The sequence below is a fragment of the Streptomyces sp. NPDC051662 genome (genome assembly GCF_040681655.1).
Lineage (GTDB): Bacteria > Actinomycetota > Actinomycetes > Streptomycetales > Streptomycetaceae > Streptomyces.
On record NZ_JBFAZD010000015.1, the window covers coordinates 131594 to 150790 of the forward strand.

Annotated in this window: 18 protein-coding genes; 8 read left to right on the top strand and 10 right to left on the bottom strand. The window is 70.1% G+C overall.

Going from position 1 to position 19197, the window contains the following annotated elements; all coding sequences use genetic code 11:
- Position 1 precedes the first annotated feature (1 nt).
- Positions 2–1879 carry a PQQ-binding-like beta-propeller repeat protein gene (locus AB0M67_RS24810; protein ID WP_365748780.1) on the top strand — a complete coding sequence of 626 codons (1878 nt, stop codon included), beginning with the start codon at positions 2–4 and terminating at the stop codon, positions 1877–1879.
- A 250-nt stretch (positions 1880–2129) separates the two neighbouring features.
- Positions 2130–2840, top strand: a complete 711-nt coding sequence (locus tag AB0M67_RS24815; RefSeq protein WP_365748782.1) for a LuxR C-terminal-related transcriptional regulator — start codon at positions 2130–2132, stop codon at positions 2838–2840.
- 22 nt (positions 2841–2862) lie between these two features.
- Here the strand turns inward: AB0M67_RS24815 and AB0M67_RS24820 are convergent, their stop codons facing one another.
- Positions 2863–3165 (bottom strand): hypothetical protein, encoded by a 303-nt coding sequence (locus tag AB0M67_RS24820; protein ID WP_365748784.1) that lies wholly within the window; start codon positions 3163–3165, stop codon positions 2863–2865.
- Positions 3166–3227: 62 nt separating this feature from the next.
- Positions 3228–4898, bottom strand: a complete 1671-nt coding sequence (locus AB0M67_RS24825; RefSeq protein ID WP_365748786.1) for a sodium:solute symporter family protein — start codon at positions 4896–4898, stop codon at positions 3228–3230.
- Positions 4899–5132: 234 nt separating this feature from the next.
- Between AB0M67_RS24825 and galT the strand changes: the two genes are divergently transcribed.
- The 3 genes from galT to galK all read left to right on the top strand — a co-directional run bounded on the left by galT (position 5133) and on the right by galK (position 8477).
- Entirely contained in the window at positions 5133–6176 is a 1044-nt protein-coding gene (gene galT, locus AB0M67_RS24830; protein WP_365748788.1) for a galactose-1-phosphate uridylyltransferase, read from the top strand.
- Between the two features lie 89 nt (positions 6177–6265).
- Positions 6266–7234, top strand: a complete 969-nt coding sequence (gene galE / locus AB0M67_RS24835; RefSeq protein WP_365748908.1) for a UDP-glucose 4-epimerase GalE — start codon at positions 6266–6268, stop codon at positions 7232–7234.
- A gap of 94 nt (positions 7235–7328) precedes the next feature.
- The gene (gene galK / locus AB0M67_RS24840) at positions 7329–8477 is read left to right on the top strand and encodes a galactokinase (RefSeq protein WP_365748910.1); all 1149 of its coding nucleotides are present in this window, start codon (positions 7329–7331) and stop codon (positions 8475–8477) included.
- 135 nt (positions 8478–8612) lie between these two features.
- Here the strand turns inward: galK and AB0M67_RS24845 are convergent, their stop codons facing one another.
- Positions 8613–9059: a GNAT family N-acetyltransferase gene (locus AB0M67_RS24845; protein WP_365748790.1), complete on the bottom strand. Its 447-nt coding sequence runs from the start codon at positions 9057–9059 to the stop codon at positions 8613–8615.
- 245 nt (positions 9060–9304) lie between these two features.
- Here AB0M67_RS24845 and AB0M67_RS24850 point away from each other — a divergent pair, with 245 nt between their 5' ends.
- A complete protein-coding gene (locus tag AB0M67_RS24850) occupies positions 9305–10297 on the top strand; it encodes a response regulator transcription factor (protein WP_365748792.1) in 993 nt (330 codons plus the stop codon).
- On the opposite strand, the gene AB0M67_RS24855 is transcribed toward AB0M67_RS24850, so the two are convergent.
- Positions 10259–10753 carry a MarR family transcriptional regulator gene (locus AB0M67_RS24855; RefSeq protein WP_365748794.1) on the bottom strand — a complete coding sequence of 165 codons (495 nt, stop codon included), beginning with the start codon at positions 10751–10753 and terminating at the stop codon, positions 10259–10261. The two genes, AB0M67_RS24850 and AB0M67_RS24855, sit on opposite strands and share 39 nt — an antisense overlap.
- A 129-nt stretch (positions 10754–10882) precedes the next feature.
- Between AB0M67_RS24855 and AB0M67_RS24860 the strand changes: the two genes are divergently transcribed.
- Positions 10883–11749 (top strand): trans-aconitate 2-methyltransferase, encoded by an 867-nt coding sequence (locus AB0M67_RS24860; RefSeq protein ID WP_365748912.1) that lies wholly within the window; start codon positions 10883–10885, stop codon positions 11747–11749.
- Between the two features lie 19 nt (positions 11750–11768).
- Here AB0M67_RS24860 and AB0M67_RS24865 read toward each other — a convergent pair whose 3' ends face one another.
- The 3 genes from AB0M67_RS24865 to AB0M67_RS24875 form a co-directional block, all read right to left on the bottom strand.
- Positions 11769–12371: a Uma2 family endonuclease gene (locus AB0M67_RS24865; RefSeq protein WP_365748796.1), complete on the bottom strand. Its 603-nt coding sequence runs from the start codon at positions 12369–12371 to the stop codon at positions 11769–11771.
- Between the two features lie 132 nt (positions 12372–12503).
- The gene (locus tag AB0M67_RS24870) at positions 12504–13199 is read right to left on the bottom strand and encodes a TetR/AcrR family transcriptional regulator (RefSeq protein WP_129767038.1); all 696 of its coding nucleotides are present in this window, start codon (positions 13197–13199) and stop codon (positions 12504–12506) included.
- Positions 13199–14197, bottom strand: coding sequence for a fatty acid desaturase (locus tag AB0M67_RS24875; RefSeq protein WP_365748799.1), 999 nt, complete (start codon positions 14195–14197; stop codon positions 13199–13201). Before AB0M67_RS24875 ends, AB0M67_RS24870 begins: the two co-directional genes overlap by 1 nt.
- A 252-nt stretch (positions 14198–14449) precedes the next feature.
- On the opposite strand from AB0M67_RS24875, the gene ppc reads away from it, so the two are divergent.
- On the top strand, positions 14450–17179 hold the full coding sequence (gene ppc, locus AB0M67_RS24880) for a phosphoenolpyruvate carboxylase (protein ID WP_365748801.1): 2730 nt from the start codon (positions 14450–14452) through the stop codon (positions 17177–17179).
- Positions 17180–17310: 131 nt separating this feature from the next.
- On the opposite strand, the gene AB0M67_RS24885 is transcribed toward ppc, so the two are convergent.
- From AB0M67_RS24885 to AB0M67_RS24895, 3 genes are all read right to left on the bottom strand, one after another.
- On the bottom strand, positions 17311–17808 hold the full coding sequence (locus AB0M67_RS24885; protein ID WP_365748803.1) for a hypothetical protein: 498 nt from the start codon (positions 17806–17808) through the stop codon (positions 17311–17313).
- Positions 17809–17852: 44 nt separating this feature from the next.
- A complete protein-coding gene (gene pth / locus AB0M67_RS24890) occupies positions 17853–18449 on the bottom strand; it encodes an aminoacyl-tRNA hydrolase (protein ID WP_365748805.1) in 597 nt (198 codons plus the stop codon).
- Positions 18450–18547: 98 nt separating this feature from the next.
- Positions 18548–19138 (bottom strand): 50S ribosomal protein L25/general stress protein Ctc, encoded by a 591-nt coding sequence (locus AB0M67_RS24895; protein ID WP_365748807.1) that lies wholly within the window; start codon positions 19136–19138, stop codon positions 18548–18550.
- Between the last annotated feature and the right edge of the window lie 59 nt (positions 19139–19197).

The window sequence follows — 19197 nt, forward strand, 5'->3', positions numbered from 1 at the left end:
CATGACGCAGCCGCCCCAGCCACCCAACGAGCCCCCGCAGGGCGGGTTCGGCGCTCCGCAGGAGCCTCCGGCCGGTGGGTTCGGCGCCCCGCAGGACCCGCCCCCCGGTGGGTTCGGCGCTCCGACGCCGCCCCCGCAGGACCCCTCGTACGGCTATCCGCAGACACCGCCGCCCGGCGGGCAGCCGGGGTACGGGTATCCGAACCAGCAGCCGGGGTACGGATATCCGAACCAGCAGCCCGGGTACGGATATCCGAACCAGCCGCCGGCGTACGGGTATCCCGGTCAGCCCGGTCAGCCCGGTCAGCCGTCTCCGTACGGCTACCCGACCCCGCCCATGCAGCCGGGGGCCCAGCAGCAGTCCCCCTACCCGCAGGGCACCGCAGTCGGTGGCGGGGGCGGTGGCGGTGGCGGCAGGAAACTGACCCGCCAGGCGCAGATCATCATCGCCGCGTCCATCGCCGTCGTACTGATCATCGGCGGCGGCATCCTGCTCGCCTCCTCCGGTGACGACGGCGGGAAGAGTGACGCCAAGGGCGGCTCGTCCGGCTCCACCGAGGGCGGTACGGCAGGCACCGGCGGCGAGAAGGCCGCCGACGGCGCCGGCCAGGAGAAGGCGCCGGGCAACACCCGGTCCAAGACCGCCTTCCAGCTGCCGGTGCCCAAGGTCACCGACGTCACGACCGTCAAGGGCTCCTGGGTCACCGACAGCGCGTATGTGAAGACCGGCGTCAACGAGATCGTCGGCTACGACCTGGACAAGGGCACCCAGCTGTGGTCGATCCCGCTGCCGGGCCAGGTCTGCGCGGCCTCGGCGCATGTCTCCGAGGACAACAAGACGGCGGTCGCCTTCGCGGCGGCCAGGACGACGGCCGACAAGAGCTATCAGCAGTGCACGGAGATCGGCGCGATCGACCTGACGGCCGGAAAGCTGCTCTGGTCCAAGTCCGTCAAGGGCTCCAACGTGGGTGACGAGAAGGTCCGGTTCAGCGAGGTCACCCTCAGCGGTGAGACCATCGCGGCCGGTGGTACCGACGGCGGGGCGGCCTTCGAGCTGGCCGACGGCTCGGTCCTGTGGAAGCCCGAGGTCAGCGCCGAGGGCTGCTACGACATGGGGTACGGCGGCGGCGAAGGGCTCGTGGCGGCCCGTAAGTGCGGTTCGTACGACGATCCGCAGGTCTCCATCCAGAATCTGAACCCGGTCTCCGGCGCCCCGATCTCCACCTTCCAGATGCCGACCGGTGTGGAGTACGCGAGCATCGTCTCGACCGACCCGCTGGTCGTGGCGGCCGACGTCGGTGACACGGCCGGGGACGGCAGCGGGATCTCGGACTTCTTCTCGATCGACGCGAAGACCGGCAAGCTGATCGCCAAGATCCCGGCGGACGCCGACAAGTACGCGGCGAGGTGCCGCTCCACCGAGGTCGAGTCCTGCCAGATGCTGGCGGTGGGCAACGGCCGGCTCTATCTGCCGACCGAGGAGCACGAGGGCGGCGGGGAGTACGGCGACACCAACGAGATCGTCTCGTTCGACCTCGCCACCGGCAAGGGCACCTCGGACCGCGCCGACGCGGGTGACCGCTACACGATGGTGCCGCTGCGCATGGATGGCGGCAACATCATCGCGTACAAGCGGCCCCCGTACGACAAGGGCGGCCAGATCGTCTCCATCGACGGTGGCACGTTCAAGCAGACGGTGCTGTTGGAGAATCCGGCCGGCGAGGCCGTCCGTGACGTGGAGTCGGGCTTTCTGCCGGACTCCGCGGAACTGCTCTACCGGAACGGCCGGCTCTTCATGTCCGACACCACGCTGAGCAAGCCGTCGAATTCGTCGCTGGACGAGAAGTCGTATCTCGCGGTCTCCTTCACGACCACCTAGCGACTCGGTCAACTGCCGTCAGGGACACGGCATTTCGGGGCCCCGGCCGGTGGGCGACACCACGGGCCGGGGCCCCGCTCGTATCCGGACTGGCCGGTCAGTAGTCCTGAATGGCGGGGAATTCGGCAATCCGAGGGGCTTCTGACCGTTAGGGGGCGCGCGATGTCGAACAAGCGTGTAGCTTGCCGGGTCTAGAGGCCGGGGGCCGGGGGGCCGGGCAGGTACCGGGGGGACGGGGGGAGGGTTGCTCATGGGTGTGCGGATCATGGTGGTCGACGATCACAGACTGCTCGCCGAGGCGCTCGCCTCGGCACTGAAACTGCGCGGGCACCGGGTGCTCGCGGCGGCGGCGCCCACGGCGGGCGTCGCCGAACTGGTGGTGAGCAGGGCGCCCGAGGTGTGTCTGCTGGGCACGGCGGCGCCCGCCGAACCGGGCACGTTCGATCCGATCGTACGGATCAAACGGGAGCGCCCGCAGGTGGCGGTGGTGGTGCTCGGGCCGGTGCCCAGCCCGCGCGGGATCGCCGCGGCGTTCGCGGCCGGTGCCTCCGGTTACGTACGGCACGACGAGCGCATCGAGGGCGTGGAGCGGGCGATGGTCAAGGCGCGCGCCGGGGAGGCCGCGGTGGCGCCCCAGCTGCTCCAGGGCGCGTTCACCGAACTGCTCAATCCGGTGATCCAGCCCGACGACGAGGGCCAGCGGCTGCTGCGGATGCTGACCCCGCGCGAGGTGGAGGTGCTGGTACGGGTCGCCGAGGGCGAGGACACCCGGCTGATCGCCGCCGGGATGAGTATCGCGCCGAGCACGGCCAGGACACATGTGCAGCGGGTGCTGATGAAGCTGGGGGTGGGCTCCCGGCTGGAGGCCGCGGCGCTGGCCGCGCGTACGGGGCTGCTGGACCGGGCCGCGCCGCACCCGGACGCGGCCAGGAGGCCGGATCACCGCACTCGGCGTGGGTGACGTCCGGCCCCCGTGACGGCCGTTACTCGGCGGGCGGGGCGGCCGGTGCGGCCGGTGCGGGCGGGGCGGGCGGCGCCGTGGGGCGCAGCTTCAGCCAGACCAGGAAGAACAGCCCCAGGGCCAGCATCCCCAGCCCCGTCCACAGATTGATGTTGATGTCCTGCGCCTTCTTCAGATCGGCGTCGGACACGGTGATCCCGGCGATGGTCACGATGATCCCGTAGACCACGAAGAGCCCGCCGATGATGCGGCGGATGTCGAAGAGCCGGGCCGCGGTGGCGGACTTGGCCTCCAGTTCCTCGACGTCGTTGCGGTAGTCGCTCATGGTGATGTGTTCCTCTCGGCGCCGTCAGCGCCTCGGCGTCAGAACGTCAGGGCGTCAGGGCGTCAGAAGGAGAACGGCACGTAGCAGATGGCGGCGAGGATGATCGCGCCCCAGCCGAGCAGGGCCGGCCTGCGGTACCAGGCGTCGTCGCCCTCGGCCGGCAGTTCGTCCATTTCGGGCGAGCGCGTGCCGTACACCAGCCCGGCGAGCTTCTCGGCGGGCTTGGGCCGCGTCACGTACGAGACCACCACCATCACCAGGGCGCCGACGACGAACGCGACGATGGAGGAGACGAAGTTCGCGCCCTGGTCGCTCGGGATGTCGACGATCCCGCCCTTGTAGAGCCAGAAGTAGTTGACCATCGCGGCGACCGTGCCCGAGAGCAGCCCCCAGAAACCGGCGGCCGGGGTCGTCCGCTTCCAGAACATGCCGATGATGAAGACCACGAACAGCGGGACGTTGAAGAACGAGAACAGCGTCTGGAGGTAGTTCATGATGTTGCTGAAGCTGGAGGCGATGAACGCCGTACCCATACCGATCAGCACACCGACCGCCGTGACGACCCGTCCGGTCTTGAGGTAGTAGGCGTCCTCGCGGTCCTTCTTGAGATACGCGCCCCAGATGTCGTTGGTGAAGACGGTGTTGAACGACGAGACGTTGGCGGCCATACCGGCCATGAACGCGGCGAGCAGACCGGTGACCGCGATGCCGAGCACCCCGTTCGGCAGCAGATCGCGCATGAGGACCGGGATCGCGTCGTTGTACTGGAGGCCGCTGCCCGCCTTGCCCAGCGTCGGTTCCATGACCAGCGCGATCAGACCGGGGATGATCACGACCATGGGTATGAGGATCTTGGGGAAGGCCGCGATCAGCGGGGTGCGCTTGGCGGCGGAGAGGTTCTTCGCGGACAGCGCGCGCTGAACCTCGGCGAAGTTGGTGGTCCAGTACCCGAAGCTCATCACGAAGCCGAGGCCGAGGACGATCGTCAGCCAGTTCGCGCCGAGCGGGTTCGGCGAGCCGACGCCGGTGCCCTCCCAGGCGCTCAGGAAGGCGCCGCCGTGCGAGCCGGTGAGGGAGTCGGTCAGCCCGTCCCAGCCGCCGACCCGCTTGAGACCGACGATGGTCAGGGGTATCAGCGCGGCGAGGATGACGAAGAACTGGAGCACCTCGTTGTAGATCGCCGAGGAGAGACCGCCGATGGTGATGTACGCGAGGACGAAGAAGCCCGCGACGACGATCGCGACCCACTCGGGCCAGCCGAGCAGCGCCTCCAGGACGATCGCCATCGCGTAGAGGTTGACGCCCGCGATCAGCACGGACGACACCGCGAAGATGATCGACGAGAGCAGATGGGAGGACGGGCCGAAGCGGTGCAGCAGGAACTCCGGTACGGAGCGCACCTTCGACCCGTAGTAGAACGGCATCATCACCAGGCCGAGGAAGACCATGGCGGGGATGGCGCCGATCCAGTACCAGTGCACGGTATAGACGCCGTACTGGGCGCCGTTGGCCGCCATGCCCAGGATCTCGGTGGCACCGAGGTTGGCGGCGACGAACGCGAGGCCCGTCACCCAGGCGGGCAGGGAGCGCCCGGAGAGGAAGAAGTCCAGGCTGGTCCGCACGCTGGCACGGGCGGCGAAGCCGATGCCGAGGACCACTACGAAGTAGATCGCCAGGATGGTGTAGTCGAGCCCGTTGGTGGGGAGCCGGAGCCCTTCGGCCAGGTATCGCATGGGGGGTACCCGCTTCGTCGCAAGAAGATGACTCTGCCGGAACCTACGCTTGTGTGTTTAGAAAATGAACACTTCTGTTGGTTTTCTTTGTTTAATCGTGATCGGAGTCCGGGGCTCCCCGCACGTCTCGGGTCTCTCGGGCGTTGACGTCGACTGTTCGCTTATGATTTGTTGTGTTCGGTTCTGTTGGGGAGTGGTGTCGCGGCGCTAGGCCGTGGGCCGTGGAGGCAACCGATGAAGAAGACGGTGACGAGGCTCGCCGACGGCCGCGAGCTGGTCTACTACGACCTGCGGGACGACGCCGTGCGCGAGGTGCCCGACCGCAGGCCCCTCGGCCCGGTCGCCACCACCTCCGAGATCCGCCGGGACGCGCTGCTCGGTGACGCCGTCGCCATCGCCTCGCACCGCCAGGCCCGTACGTACCACCCGCCCGCCGACGCGTGTCCGCTCTGCCCCTCGCGGGACGGCCGGCTCAGCGAGATCCCGGAGCCGGAGTACGACGTCGCCGTCTTCGAGAACCGCTTCCCCTCCCTCGCCGGGGACTCGGGGCGCTGCGAGGTCGTCTGCTTCACCTCCGACCACGACTCCTCGTTCGCGGACCTCACCGAGGAGCACGCCGGGCTGGTGCTCGACGCGTGGACCGACCGCACCGCGGAACTGGCCGAACTGCCGCAGGTCGAACAGGTCTTCCCGTTCGAGAACCGCGGCGCGGAGATCGGTGTGACGCTCGGCCATCCGCACGGGCAGATCTACGCGTACCCCTTCGTCACCCCGCGCACCGCCCTGATGCTCCGCTCCGTACGGGAGCACCGGGCCGCGACCGGCCGCAACCTCTTCGACGACCTCGTCGAGCGCGAGCGGACCGAGGGCGGCCGGGTGGTGCTCGCGGGGCGGCACTGGCTGGCGTTCGTGCCGTACGCGGCGCACTGGCCGTACGAGGTGCACCTCTACCCCGTACGGCGGACCCCCGACCTCCGCGGGCTCGACGACGAGGCGCGCACAGAGTTCCCACAGATCTATCTGGAACTCTTGAGGCGCTTCGACCGGATCTTCGGCGAAGGCGAACCGCCGACGCCGTACATCTCCGCCTGGCACCAAGCGCCCTTCCGGGCCGAGGGGCGGCACGACTTCGCGCTTCACCTTGAGCTTTTCACCATCCGCCGCACTTCCGGCAAGCTGAAATTCCTCGCGGGTTCCGAATCCGGCATGAGTGTGTTCATCAACGACGTGCCGCCGGAGGCCGCGGCCGAGCGACTGCGAGAGGTAGCGAGCGAGTGAGCGAGACTGAGTCTTCCCCGGGGACGACGGCGACGGGGACGACAGGAACGGCGACGACGGGGACGACAGGGACGGCGGCGACGGCCCCCGTGGCCCGGAAGTACTTCGTCACGGGCGGTGCGGGATATGTCGGCAGCGTGGTCGCGGCACATCTGCTGGAGGCCGGTCACGAGGTGACCGTGCTGGACGATCTCTCCACCGGATTCCGCGAGGGCGTCCCGGCGGGAGCGGACTTCATCGAGGGCCGTATCCAGGACGCGGCCAAGTGGCTGGACCCGTCGTATGACGCGGTGCTGCACTTCGCGGCGTCCTCGCAGGTCGGCGAGTCCGTCGCCAAGCCCGAGAAGTACTGGGACAACAACGTCGGCGGCTCGATGGCGCTGCTCGCCGCGATGCGCGCGGCCGAGGTGCGCACGCTCGTCTTCTCGTCCACCGCCGCGACGTACGGGGAGCCGGTCTCCACCCCCATCACGGAGACCGACCCGACGGCGCCCACCAGCCCGTACGGCGCCACCAAGCTCGCCGTCGACCATATGATCAGCGGGGAGTGCGCGGCGCACGGTCTCGCGGCCGTCTCGCTGCGGTACTTCAACGTGGCCGGGGCGTACGGCAGTTGCGGTGAGCGGCACGACCCCGAGTCGCATCTCATCCCGCTGGTCCTCCAGGTCGCCCTCGGCGAGCGGGCGGCGATCTCGGTGTTCGGCGAGGACTACCCGACGCCGGACGGTACCTGCGTACGCGACTACATCCATGTCGCCGATCTCGCCGAGGCCCATCTGCGCGCGCTGGACGCGGCCACCGGCGGCGAGCATCTGATCTGCAACCTCGGCAACGGCGCGGGCTTCTCGGTCCGCGAGGTCATCGAGACCGTACGCGCGGTCACCGGGCACCCCGTCCCCGAGGTCGTGGCACCGCGCCGGGGCGGCGACCCCGCCGTCCTGGTCGCCTCCGCCGAGGCGGCCCATGACCGCCTCGGCTGGACCCCGAGCCGCGCCGATCTGGCGGGGATCGTCACCGACGCGTGGGCGTTCGCGCGCCGCGAGGAGAACCGAGGATGAGGGAGAACCAAGGGTGAACCAGAGCGGTACGGGCGCGGACGGAACAGACGGCGCGGACGGAACGGACGTCGGCGGAGAAGGCGTCGTCGAGACGGTGGCCGAGGAGTTCCGGCGGTTGTACGGAGCCGAGCCCGAGGGCGTCTGGGCGGCCCCCGGCCGAGTCAATCTGATCGGCGAGTACACCGACTTCAACGACGGTTTCGTGATGCCGCTGGCGCTGCCGCACCGGGCCGTCGCCGCGGTGTCCCGCCGTACGGACTCGGTCCTGCGCGTGCACTCCGCCGATGTCCCGCAGGGCGTCGTCCGGCTCGACGCCGAGACGCTCGTACCGCTCTCCGGCACCGGCTGGGCCGCCTATCCGGCCGGTGTCGTCTGGGCGCTGAGGCAGGCCGGGCACCCGGTCGCCGGCGCCGATATCCATCTGGCGTCGACCGTCCCGACCGGCGCGGGCCTCTCGTCCTCGGCCGCGCTGGAGGTCGTCACCGCGCTCGCGCTGAACGACCTGTACGAACTCGGCCTGTCAGCACCGGAGTTGGCTGTGCTCGCGCAGCGCGCTGAGAACGACTTCGTCGGCGTGCCGTGCGGGATCATGGACCAGATGGCCTCCGCGTGCTGCACCGACGGACACGCGCTCCATCTGGACACCCGCGACCTCTCGCAGCGCCAGGTGCCGTTCGACCTGGCGGCCCACGGCCTGCGGCTGCTGGTCGTCGACACCCGCGTCAAGCACGCGCTCGGCGACGGCGCGTACGCCGAACGGCGCGCGGGCTGCGAGGCGGGCGCGCGGGCGCTCGGGGTGCGCGCGCTGCGCGATGTGGCGTACGAGGACCTGCCCGGGGCGCTCGACCGGCTGGCCGCGGCGGGCGAGAGCGAGAACGTACGCCGCTACGTCCGCCATGTGGTGAGCGACGACCACCGCGTCGAACGGGTCATCGCGCTGCTGGACGCGGGCGATGTCCGCGCCGTCGGCGAGATCCTGGTCCAGGGCCACGCCTCGCTCCGCGACGATCTGCGGGTCTCCTGCGCCGAACTCGACCTGGTGGTCGGAACGGCCACGGCGGCCGGCGCGCTCGGCGCCCGGATGACGGGCGGCGGCTTCGGCGGCTCGGCGGTCGTCCTGGTCGAGGAGCCGGACGCGGAGGCCGTGACGAAGGCGGTCACGGAAGCCTTCACGGCAGCGGGCCACACGGCCCCGCGGGTCTTCCCCGCGATCCCGTCGAGGGGGGCGCACCGGCTGGTCTGAGGGCCGCCGGAGGAGCTGTCCCGGAGGGCGGGGCGTGCCGGGTCCGATCCGATCCGGTCCGGCCTGGTCCGGTCTGGCCTGGTCCGGTCTGGCCTGGTCCGGTCCGGTCCGGTCCCGGGGCAGTGTCCCGACGCGTCAGGTCAGCGTCTTGATCAGGATGTACTCCGTCACGCCCGGCGGGTAGTCCATGATCTCGCCGACGACCTGGTAGCCCCGCTTGCGGTAGAAGTCCGGGGCCTGGAAGTCCCAGGTCTCCAGACGCGCCCGCGCGCAGTCCCGTTCCGTCCTGGCCACCCGTTCCGCCTCGGCCAGCAGCCGGCTGCCCAGCCGGGCGCCGCGGTTCCGGTCGTCGACCCAGAGCAGATCCACATGGAGCCAGCGGGCCCAGGTACGGCCGGCCAGACCGCCGGCCAGCTCGCCCGTCGTATCGTCCAACAGCCAGACGTGGAGCGGGACTTGCTCACCCAGCGGACTGGTGCGCAGCGCGCGCATGACCGGTGAGCGGTCCGAGTTGGCCGCGCCCAGCCGTTCGCCGAGCGCGGCGTGCCGTTCCTTGTCGACTTCTGTCTCCATACGAAACATGGGGCCCACCATAAACACGGTGGCCAACGAGTTCTGCGAATTTCCTTCCGCTTCGGGCCCGCGCCCGTACGCTGGGAAAAAGCACCGGTGGGGGCCGGTGCTGTTCAGGGGTGGAGACAAGTCGGGTACGACGCCCGGGGTGGGGCAGCGGTCATCAGGCGGCGGCGGCCGTGCCGTTGATCTGTCGCCCCGCACACCGGGCGCCGTGCCCGCGATATCCGCCACCCGCGTTCAGGGGGTGTCCATTGGTACGTATCCGGGTTCTTGTGGTGGACGACCATCGCATCTTCGCCGAATCGCTCGCCGCCGCGCTCGCGGCCGAGCCCGACGTGGACGTGTCGGCCGCAGGCAGCGGCCCCGCCGCGCTGCGCTGTCTCGAACGCGCGGCGGCCGAGGGGCGCAGGTTCGATGTGATGCTCGTCGACGCCGATCTGGGCACGGTCCCGGGGGCGGCCGGCGGTTCGGTCAACGGCTCGCTCAACGGGACCGTGACGGCTTCCCTCAACGGCTCGCTCAACGGGGCGGTGAACGGGACGGTCAACGGGACGACGGCGGGCCCCGGACAGGGGCCGGGATCGGGATCGGGATCGGGGCCAGGACCGGGGCCGGGATCGGGGCCAGGACCGGGGCCGGGATCGGCCTCGGCCTCGGCAGGCGGGCCGGCTCAGGTGCCGGTCGCCCGCGCCGTGCCGGACCACGGCGAAGCCGCCCTGGTCGACGGCATCTCGCTGGTCGCCGGGGTCCGTTCGGGCCAGCCGTCCGTCCGTACGGTCGTGCTCGCCGAGAAGGACGACCCGCACCGCGCCGCCCTGGCGCTCCAGGCGGGTGCCTCCGGCTGGGTCGCGAAGGACTGCTCGCTGCAACGGCTGCTCGCCGTCATGCGGGGCGTCCTGCGGGACGAGACACATCTGCCGCCCGCGCTGCTCACGGGCGTCCTGCGGGAGCTGACGGCCGCGCGCAAGCACCGTACGGAGAGCGAGCGGCTGGTCGAGTCGCTGACGCCGCGTGAGCGCGAGGTGCTGCGCTGCATGGTCGCGGGGCTGGGGCGCAAGGCGGTCGCCGAACGTCTCTTCCTCTCCCCGCACACCGTCCGTACGCATATGCAGAACGTGCTCGGGAAGCTGGGCGTGCACTCCACGCTGGCCGCCGTCGCCCTGGCCCGCCGCGCGGGCGTCGGACCGGTCGATCTCGTACAGCCGCTAGGGAACGTTGTCGAACGGGGCGGTCAACTGGCGTAGCAGTCCGGCCAGTTCACTCCGCTGGGCGCGGGACAGCTCGGCGAGGATCGCGCGCTCCTGGGCGAGCAGCCCGGCGAGCGCCTGATCCGCGCGGTCCCGCCCCTCGGTGGTGAGCCTGACCAGTACCCCGCGCCGGTCGCTGGGGTCGGGCAACCGCTCGACCAGGCCCTTCTTGGTGAGCCGGTCGATACGGTTCGTCATCGTTCCCGAGGTGACCAGCGTCTGGGTCAGCAGCTGGCCGGGCGAGAGCTGATACGGGGCGCCCGCGCGCCGCAGCGAGGTCAGTACGTCGAACTCCCACGGCTCCAGACCGTGCTCCGAGAACGCGATACGGCGCGCGCGGTCGAGATGGCGGGCCAGCCTGCTCACACGGCTGAGCACCTCTAGTGGTTCCACGTCGAGGTCGGGGCGCTCTCGGCGCCATGCTGCGACCAGTCGGTCGACCTCGTCCTCCATGGCGATCAGTGTAGTGGGTGCCTCGACATGAAGTCTCTTGACGTCAAGATATATGGGGGTGCAGGCTGGGACCTGACCGCCGAGGGCCGCTCCGGCGGTGTACTCCGCGACCGCGATGGGGGCTCCACCATGCACTCCGCACCTCCTCCCTCTGCCTCTCCCTCTTCCGCCGAGCCGCCCGCTCCGGTCTGGGACCCGAAGCAGTACCTCAGGCACGCCGGCCATCGCGGCCGTCCGTTCCTCGATCTGCTGGCCCGTATCCCCGAGCCGCCCGCTGCTGACGGCGGAACCGTCAGGATCGCCGACCTCGGCTGCGGCCCCGGCAATGTCACCGCGCTCCTCGCCGACCGCTGGCCGGGCGCCCGGATCACCGGCTTCGACAACTCGCCGGAGATGCTGGACCGGGCCCGTGAGGAGTACGAGGGCCCCACCGCGGGCGGCGGCGCGCTGGAGTTCCTGGCCGGTGACGCCACGCACTGGACGCCCGGCGCACCGTACGGCCTGATCGTCTCCAACGCGGCCCTCCAGTGGGTGCCGAACCACCCCGACTCCTTGGCCGGCTGGATCGACGCGCTCGTCCCCGGCGGCACCTTCGCCTTCCAGGTCCCCGGCAACTTCACCGCGCCCAGCCACACCCTGCTCGCCGAATTGTGCGCGTCCCCGCGCTGGCGCGACCGGCTCGACCTCCCGGCCCTGCGGTCCGCCCGCGTCCTGGAGCCCGCGGACTACCTCACGCGCCTCTCGGACCTGGGCTGCGCGGTGGACGTCTGGGAAACGACCTACCTCCAGCTCCTCACCGGCGAGGACCCGGTGCTCGACTGGGTCAAGGGCACGGCCCTGCGGCCCGTCCTCACCGCACTGGAGGGCGACGAGGCGGCCACGGCGGAGTTCACGGCCGAGTACCGCGACCTGCTCCGCACGGCCTACCCCCCGAGCCGGCACGGCACGGTCTTCCCGTTCCGCCGGATCTTCGCGGTGGCTCACAAGGAGGGGTAGGCCGGCGGAGCGGCCGGACTCAGACCCGCCGCTTCAGCGCGTCGAGCGTGATGTCCAGGTCGATGGTGAACGGGACGCTGAGCTTGAGGCGGTCGTGGTGGATGCCCGTCAGCTTGTACGACTTGGACAGCGGGTCCAACTCGTAGACACGCACGACCGGATGCCGGTCGGTGCCGGCCATCTCGACCAGCCAGAAGTTCGGAATGCCCGCGCCGGCGTATTTCTGCGGCTTGCTCTCACGGTCACGCGCCTCGGAGTCCGGGGACACCACCTCGACGGCGAGCAGCAGATCGGCCGCCTCGAAGCGGGTCTGCTCCAGGTCGGTGGCTGCCTCGGCCCGGACGACGAGAACATCCGGCTCGGGGCCGTTGCGGCGATCGAGGATCACTGTCATCTCTCGCTCGACCTCGACATCCGATGGCGCGGAACGGCCCAGGCCAGTCACCAGCAGGTCGATCATTCGGGCATGAAAACGGCGCTGCGGACTCACGAAAACGAGGCTCCCGTCGATCAGCTCGGTGTGCGGCGGGAGTCCTGGCAGGGTGAACAGATCGTCCACGGTGTAGCCGTCCTGCGGGGGCACAGGCCACTGGTGTGCGGCCTTGACTGGCTCTGCGGTCATGATTCCTCCCATGGACGGAATGCTCGGCCCTGCTCCTCCACCGTAGCGGTGGAATACGACAATAGTCATCACAATGAGTGACTATGCCCCCCCGAGGCTGACCGCTGTGAGTGACGGCGCGGCCGACCCCCCTCAGATCTTCCGGTGGCCTATGAGCCGCGGCTTCGGTTCCAGGTTCTCCAGGCCGTGCCAGGCCAGGTTCACCAGATGCGCCGCCACCTCGGACTTCTTCGGGCGGCGCGCGTCCACCCACCACTGGCCGGTCAGCGCCACCATGCCCACCAGTGCCTGGGCGTACAGCGGTGCCAGCTTCGGGTCGAAGCCGCGGGCCTTGAACTCCATGCCGAGGATGTCCTCGACCTGGGTGGCGATATCGCTGATCAGCGACGCGAACGTGCCCGTGGACTGGGCGACCGGGGAGTCGCGGACCAGGATGCGGAAGCCGTCCGTATACGTCTCGATGTAGTCGAGGAGCGCGAACGCGGCCTGTTCCAGCAGCTCACGGGGGTGGCCGGCGGTCAGGGCGCTGGTGACCATGTCCAGCAGCTGGCGCATCTCGCGGTCCACGACCACCGCGTACAGGCCCTCCTTGCCGCCGAAGTGCTCGTAGACGACGGGCTTGGAGACCCCGGCCTTCGCCGCGATCTCCTCGACCGACGTGGCCTCGAAGCCCTTCTCGGCGAAGACGGTGCGGCCGATGTCCAGCAGTTGCTCGCGCCGTTCCGCACCCGTCATCCGGACCCTGCGGGTCCGCCGGCCTCCCGTGGTCCGGCCCTTGTCGGTGCTGCCCTTGCCGCTCGTACTGCCGTCGATCGCCACGGTGCCCATCATGCCTTGGCGGGTGCGCTCTTGCGGCGGGTGTCCAGCCGGGCGGCGCTCGGCCAGCGGACGTCGGACGCCCAGCCCAGCAGCTCGAACCAGCGGATGATCCGGGCGCTGGAGTCGAGCTGGCCCCTGAGCACGCCGTGCCGCGCACTGGTCGGGTCCGCGTGGTGCAGGTTGTGCCAGGACTCGCCGCAGGACAGCACCGCGAGCCACCACACATTGCCCGAGCGGTCCCGGGACTTGAAGGGGCGCTTACCGACCGCGTGACAGATGGAGTTGATCGACCACGTGACATGGTGCAGCAGCGCCACCCGTACCAGCGAGCCCCAGAAGAACGCCGTGAACGCGCCCCACCAGGACATCGTCACCAGCCCGCCCACCAGCGGCGGGATCGCCAGCGATACGACCGTCCACAGCGCGAACTGGCGCGAGACCGCGCGGATCGCCGGGTCCTTGATCAGATCGGGCGCGTACTTGTGCTGCGGGGTCTGCTCCTCGTCGAAGAGCCAGCCGATGTGGGCCCACCACAAGCCCTTCATCAGCGCGGGGAGCGTCTCGCCGAACCGCCACGGGGAGTGCGGGTCGCCCTCCGCGTCCGAGTACTTGTGGTGCTTGCGGTGATCCGCCACCCAGCGGACCAGCGGGCCCTCCACGGCGAGCGAACCGGCCACGGCGAGCAGGATCCGCAGCGGACGCTTCGCCTTGAAGGAGCCATGGGTGAAGTAGCGGTGGAAACCGATGGTGACGCCATGGCAGCCGATGTAGTACATCGCCACCATCAGACCCAGATCGAGCCAGCTCACGCCGCCCCAGGCCCACGCCAGCGGCACCGCCGCGAGCAGGGCCGCGAAGGGCACGACGATGAAGAGCAGCAGGGCGATCTGCTCGATGGACCCCTTGCTGTCCCCGCCGAGCGTGGCGGAGGGCAGCGGGGTGCCGTCGGCGCCCGAAGAGGTGGGGGGAGTGGAGGGATCGTCGATCACGTCGGGGGGTGTGGGCATGAGGGGGTCCCCTGGGGTGAGTAATAGGCCAGAAGTACGAATAGGGCAGAAGGTTGGATACGGGTGCGTAACCTACGGCATCGTAAGTATGGCAGCGCCATACGGCGCGGCAAGAGGCCTGTGGATAACACCAAGCGAAGGACACCTATCCTTGTTGTCGTCGGACAGCGCGGTCCGCGAGACCTTCTCCCGGAAGGTCTGACGCCTCCAGAACCCTCCAGACGTGCTTCAACACTGCAAGGAGCCGCACCTGTGAGCAGTGCCGACCAGACCCCATCCGCCAGCGCGGAGCTGCGCTCCGACATCCGCCGTCTCGGTGACCTCCTGGGCGAGACCCTCGTACGGCAGGAAGGCCCGGAACTTCTCGACCTCGTCGAGCGGGTACGCGCGTTGACGCGCGAGAACGGAGAAGCCGCCGCCGAGCTTCTCGGTGACACCGACCTGGAGACCGCCGCCAAGCTGGTGCGCGCCTTCTCCACCTACTTCCATCTCGCCAATGTCACCGAACAGGTCCACCGCGGCAGGGAGATGCGCGAACGCCGCGCCGCCGAGGGCGGTCTGCTCGCCCGCACCGCGGACCGCCTCAAGGACGCCGACCCCGAGCATCTGCGCGAAACCGTCAAGAACCTGAACGTACGGCCCGTGTTCACCGCGCACCCCACGGAAGCCGCGCGCCGCTCCGTACTCAACAAGCTCCGCCGCATCGCCGAACTCCTCGAAGCCCCCGTCATCGCCTCCGACCGGCGCCGGCACGACCTGCGGCTCGCCGAGTCCATCGACCTGATCTGGCAGACCGACGAACTGCGCGTCGTACGGCCCGAACCGGCCGACGAGGCACGCAACGCCATTTACTACCTCGACGAGCTGCACGTCGGCGCCGTCGGCGACGTACTCGAAGACCTCGTCGCCGAACTGGACCGCGTCGGCGTCGAGCTGCCCCCCGGCACCCGGCCGCTCACCTTCGGCACCTGGATCGGCGGCGACCGCGACGGCAACCCCAACGTCACACCCGAGGTCACCCGCGAAGTACTGATCCTCCAGCACGAACACGGCATCACCGACGCGCTCGAACTCATCGACTATCTGCGCGGCCTGCTCTCCAACTCCATCCGCTACACCGGCGCCACGGACGAACTCCTCGACTCCCTCCAGACCGACCTGGCGCGCCTCCCGGAGATCAGCCCCCGCTACAAGCGGCTCAACGCCGAAGAGCCCTACCGCCTCAAGGCCACCTGCATCCGCCAGAAGCTCGTCAACACCCGCGAACGCCTCGCCAAGGGCACCCCGCACGAGCCCGGCCGCGACTTCCTCGGCACCGCCGAACTGCTCGACGACCTCACCCTGATCCAGACCTCGCTGCGCCAGCACCGCGGCGGCCTCTTCGCCGACGGCCGTATGGACCGTACGATCCGTACGCTCGCCGCCTTCGGCCTCCAGCTCGCCACCATGGACGTACGCGAGCACGCCGACGCCCACCACCACGCGCTCGGACAGCTCTTCGACCGGCTCGGCGAGGAATCCTGGCGCTACACCGACATGCCGCGCGAATACCGCCAGAAGCTCCTCGCCAAGGAACTGCGCTCCCGCCGGCCGCTCGCCCCCACCCCCGCGCCGCTCGACGCCGCCGGCGAGAAGACCCTCGGCGTCTTCCACACCGTCCGCCAGGCCTTCGAACGGTTCGGGCCCGAGGTCATCGAGTCGTACATCATCTCCATGTGCCAGGGCGCGGACGACGTCTTCGCCGCGGCCGTACTGGCCCGCGAGGCCGGACTCCTCGACCTGCACGGCGGCTGGGCCAAGATCGGCATCGTGCCGCTGCTGGAGACCACGGACGAGCTGCGCGCCGCCGATGTCATCCTCGACGAGATGCTCGCCGACCCCTCCTACCGGCGGCTCGTCTCCCTGCGCGGCGACGTCCAGGAGGTCATGCTCGGTTACTCCGACTCGTCCAAGTTCGGCGGTATCACCACCTCCCAGTGGGAGATCCACCGCGCCCAGCGCCGGCTGCGCGACGTCGCCCACCGGCACGGCGTACGGCTGCGCCTCTTCCACGGCCGCGGCGGCACCGTCGGCCGTGGCGGCGGCCCCTCGCACGACGCGATCCTCGCCCAGCCCTGGGGCACGCTGGAGGGCGAGATCAAGGTGACCGAGCAGGGCGAGGTCATCTCCGACAAGTATCTGATCCCCTCCCTGGCCAGGGAGAACCTGGAACTGACCGTCGCCGCCACGCTCCAGGCCTCGGCCCTGCACACCGCGCCGCGCCAGTCCGACGAGGCACTGGCCCGCTGGGACTCGGCGATGGACACCGTCTCGGACGCCGCCCACGCCGCCTACCGCGCACTGGTCGAGGACCCCGACCTGCCCGCGTACTTCTTCGCCTCCACCCCCGTCGACCAGCTCGCCGACCTCCACCTGGGCTCCCGGCCCTCCCGGCGGCCCGACTCCGGCGCCGGTCTGGACGGACTGCGCGCCATCCCCTGGGTCTTCGGCTGGACGCAGTCACGGCAGATCGTGCCCGGCTGGTACGGGGTCGGCTCCGGCCTGAAGGCCCTGCGCGAGGCCGGACCCGACACGGCGCTCGACGAGATGTACGAGCACTGGCACTTCTTCCAGAACTTCCTCTCGAACGTCGAGATGACGCTCGCCAAGACGGACCTGCGCATCGCACGCCACTACGTGGACACCCTCGTACCCGACGAGCTGAAGCATGTCTTCGCCACCATCGAGGCCGAGCACGCGCTCACCGTCCAGGAGGTGCTGCGGATCACCGGCGGCGAGAAGCTCCTCGACTCCAACCCGGTGCTCCAGCAGACGTTCGCGATCCGGGACGCCTACCTCGACCCGATCTCCTACCTCCAGGTCTCGCTGCTCGCCCGCCAGCGCGCGGCGGCGGAGCGGCGGGAGGCCCCCGATCCGCTGCTGGCACGGGCGCTGCTGCTGACGGTCAACGGGGTCGCGGCGGGACTGCGCAACACCGGCTGACCGCGGTATGTACGCGTGACGCGACGACACCGCCCCCGGCCCGGGTTTCCGGGCCGGGGGCGGTGTCGTACGAACGAGGTGCCCGCCTCTGGGGGCGTGTCGGGGCGTTTCAGAGCTTGTCGGGGCGCGTTTCAGAGCGCGAAGAACGTGGCCAGCAGCAGCGCGGCACCCGCCAGCGCCGTCCCCCAGGCCGTCCGGGTCATCCGCAGACCACCACCGATGACGAGCGAGGCCAGCAGCAGTGCCCCGCCCAGCGGCACCCACGCGTACAGCTGCCCCGCCGCGTCCGTACGGAGCAGCTCATCGGTGCCCGGCTTCACCACCACCGGGAACCGCTCGCCCTTCTTGACGGCGACCGACTGCCCGATGGTCATCCCCGCGCGGGGACCGTCGGGGCCGTCGGGATCGTACGGCCCGGTGCAGGTCCCGTCCGCGCAGCGGGCCACCGTGAGCGTGCCGTGCTCACGGCCCTTGTCGAGCACCACATGGTGCGCGGAGTCCCAGGAGGTCCAGACGGCCGCGACGAGCAGCAGCACGGCGACGCAGCCCATCGCGGCCCGTCGGCCGAAGGAGAGCACACGGCCGGAGGAGTTCCGCTTACGCCGCGTCCGCGCTGTGGTCCGTCCCATAGGGCGGGATCTTTGGCCATGGGCATGCGCCCGGTCAACTCCTGTCAGGAGTTGTAGGTGCTCTGCGCGCGTTCGAGCCCCTCGATCACCAGCGCCTCCACCGCGTCCGCCGCACGGTCCACGAAGTACCCCAGCTCCTTGCGCTCCGCCGACGAGAAATCCTTCAGGACGAAGTCCGCGACCTGCATCCGGCCCGGCGGCCGGCCGATCCCGAACCGTACCCGGTGGTAATCGGGGCCCATCGCCTTCGTCATCGACTTCAGCCCGTTATGGCCGTTGTCCCCGCCGCCCAGCTTCAGCCGCAGCACGCCGTAGTCGATGTCCAGCTCGTCATGGACCGCGACGATGTTCGCCGTCGGCACCTTGTAGAAATCACGCAGCCCGGTGACCGGACCACCGGACAGATTCATGTACGAGGCGGGCTTGGCCAGCACGACCCGGCGATTCGCGGGACCCGGCGGCCCGATCCTGCCCTCGATCACCTGGGCCTGCGCCTTCTGCGCCCGCTTGAAGGAGCCGCCGATACGCTCCGCCAGCAGATCGGCCACCATGAACCCGACATTGTGCCGGTTGGCCGCGTAACCGGGCCCGGGATTACCCAGGCCGACGATCAGCCAGGGGGCGTTGGCATCCGTGGTCATCCGCGCTGCGTCTCCTCTGGATCGGATGAATCGGGGTACGGACAGGCGAACGGGGTGGCGGGCCGAGGCCCGCCACCCCGTGGGGCACAGCGTACGGATCAGCCCTCGGCGCCCTCGGCCGCCTCGGCCTCATCGGCGGCGGGCTCCTCGGCCTGCGCGGCCAGGACCTGGATGACGACCGCGTCCTCGTCCGTGACCAGCGTGGTGCCGGACGGCAGCGGGACGTTCTTGGCGACGATCGAGTCACCGGCGTCCAGACCCGCGACGGAGACCGTGACGGACTCCGGAATGTGGGTGGCCTCGGCCTCGACGGTCAGGGTGTTCAGCACGTTCTCCAGCAGGTTGGCGCCCGGGGCCAGCTCGCCCTCGGTGTGCACCGCGACCTCGACGGTGACCTTCTCGCCGCGCTTCACCGCGAGCAGGTCGACGTGCTCGATGTGACCCTTGAGCGCGTTGCGCTGGACGGCCTTCGGGATGACCAGTTCCTTGCGGCCCTCGATGTCCAGGGAGATCAGCGCGTTCGCCGTCTTCAGCGCCATCATCAGGTCGTGGCCCGGCAGGGTCACGTGGACGGTGTCGGCACCGTGGCCGTAGATGACGGCGGGAACCTTGTCGGCACGACGGGTACGGCGGGCGGCGCCCTTGCCGAACTCGGAACGGACTTCGGCGCTGATCTTCACTTCAGCCATGACGGCACTCCTCGTAGATGACAGGAAATCGGCCGTCACCCGGCCACGACAGGCCTGCT

Coding starts and splice junctions, on each gene's coding strand:
- AB0M67_RS24810 (WP_365748780.1), top strand. CDS start 2: ATGACGCAGCCGCCCCAGCCACCCAACGAGCCCCCGCAGGGCGGGTTC.
- AB0M67_RS24815 (WP_365748782.1), top strand. CDS start 2,130: ATGGGTGTGCGGATCATGGTGGTCGACGATCACAGACTGCTCGCCGAG.
- AB0M67_RS24820 (WP_365748784.1), bottom strand. CDS start 3,165: ATGAGCGACTACCGCAACGACGTCGAGGAACTGGAGGCCAAGTCCGCC.
- AB0M67_RS24825 (WP_365748786.1), bottom strand. CDS start 4,898: ATGCGATACCTGGCCGAAGGGCTCCGGCTCCCCACCAACGGGCTCGAC.
- galT (WP_365748788.1), top strand. CDS start 5,133: ATGAAGAAGACGGTGACGAGGCTCGCCGACGGCCGCGAGCTGGTCTAC.
- AB0M67_RS24845 (WP_365748790.1), bottom strand. CDS start 9,059: ATGTTTCGTATGGAGACAGAAGTCGACAAGGAACGGCACGCCGCGCTC.
- AB0M67_RS24855 (WP_365748794.1), bottom strand. CDS start 10,753: ATGGAGGACGAGGTCGACCGACTGGTCGCAGCATGGCGCCGAGAGCGC.
- AB0M67_RS24860 (WP_365748912.1), top strand. CDS start 10,883: ATGCACTCCGCACCTCCTCCCTCTGCCTCTCCCTCTTCCGCCGAGCCG.
- AB0M67_RS24865 (WP_365748796.1), bottom strand. CDS start 12,371: ATGACCGCAGAGCCAGTCAAGGCCGCACACCAGTGGCCTGTGCCCCCG.
- AB0M67_RS24870 (WP_129767038.1), bottom strand. CDS start 13,199: ATGGGCACCGTGGCGATCGACGGCAGTACGAGCGGCAAGGGCAGCACC.
- AB0M67_RS24875 (WP_365748799.1), bottom strand. CDS start 14,197: ATGCCCACACCCCCCGACGTGATCGACGATCCCTCCACTCCCCCCACC.
- AB0M67_RS24885 (WP_365748803.1), bottom strand. CDS start 17,808: ATGGGACGGACCACAGCGCGGACGCGGCGTAAGCGGAACTCCTCCGGC.
- pth (WP_365748805.1), bottom strand. CDS start 18,449: ATGACCACGGATGCCAACGCCCCCTGGCTGATCGTCGGCCTGGGTAAT.
- AB0M67_RS24895 (WP_365748807.1), bottom strand. CDS start 19,138: ATGGCTGAAGTGAAGATCAGCGCCGAAGTCCGTTCCGAGTTCGGCAAG.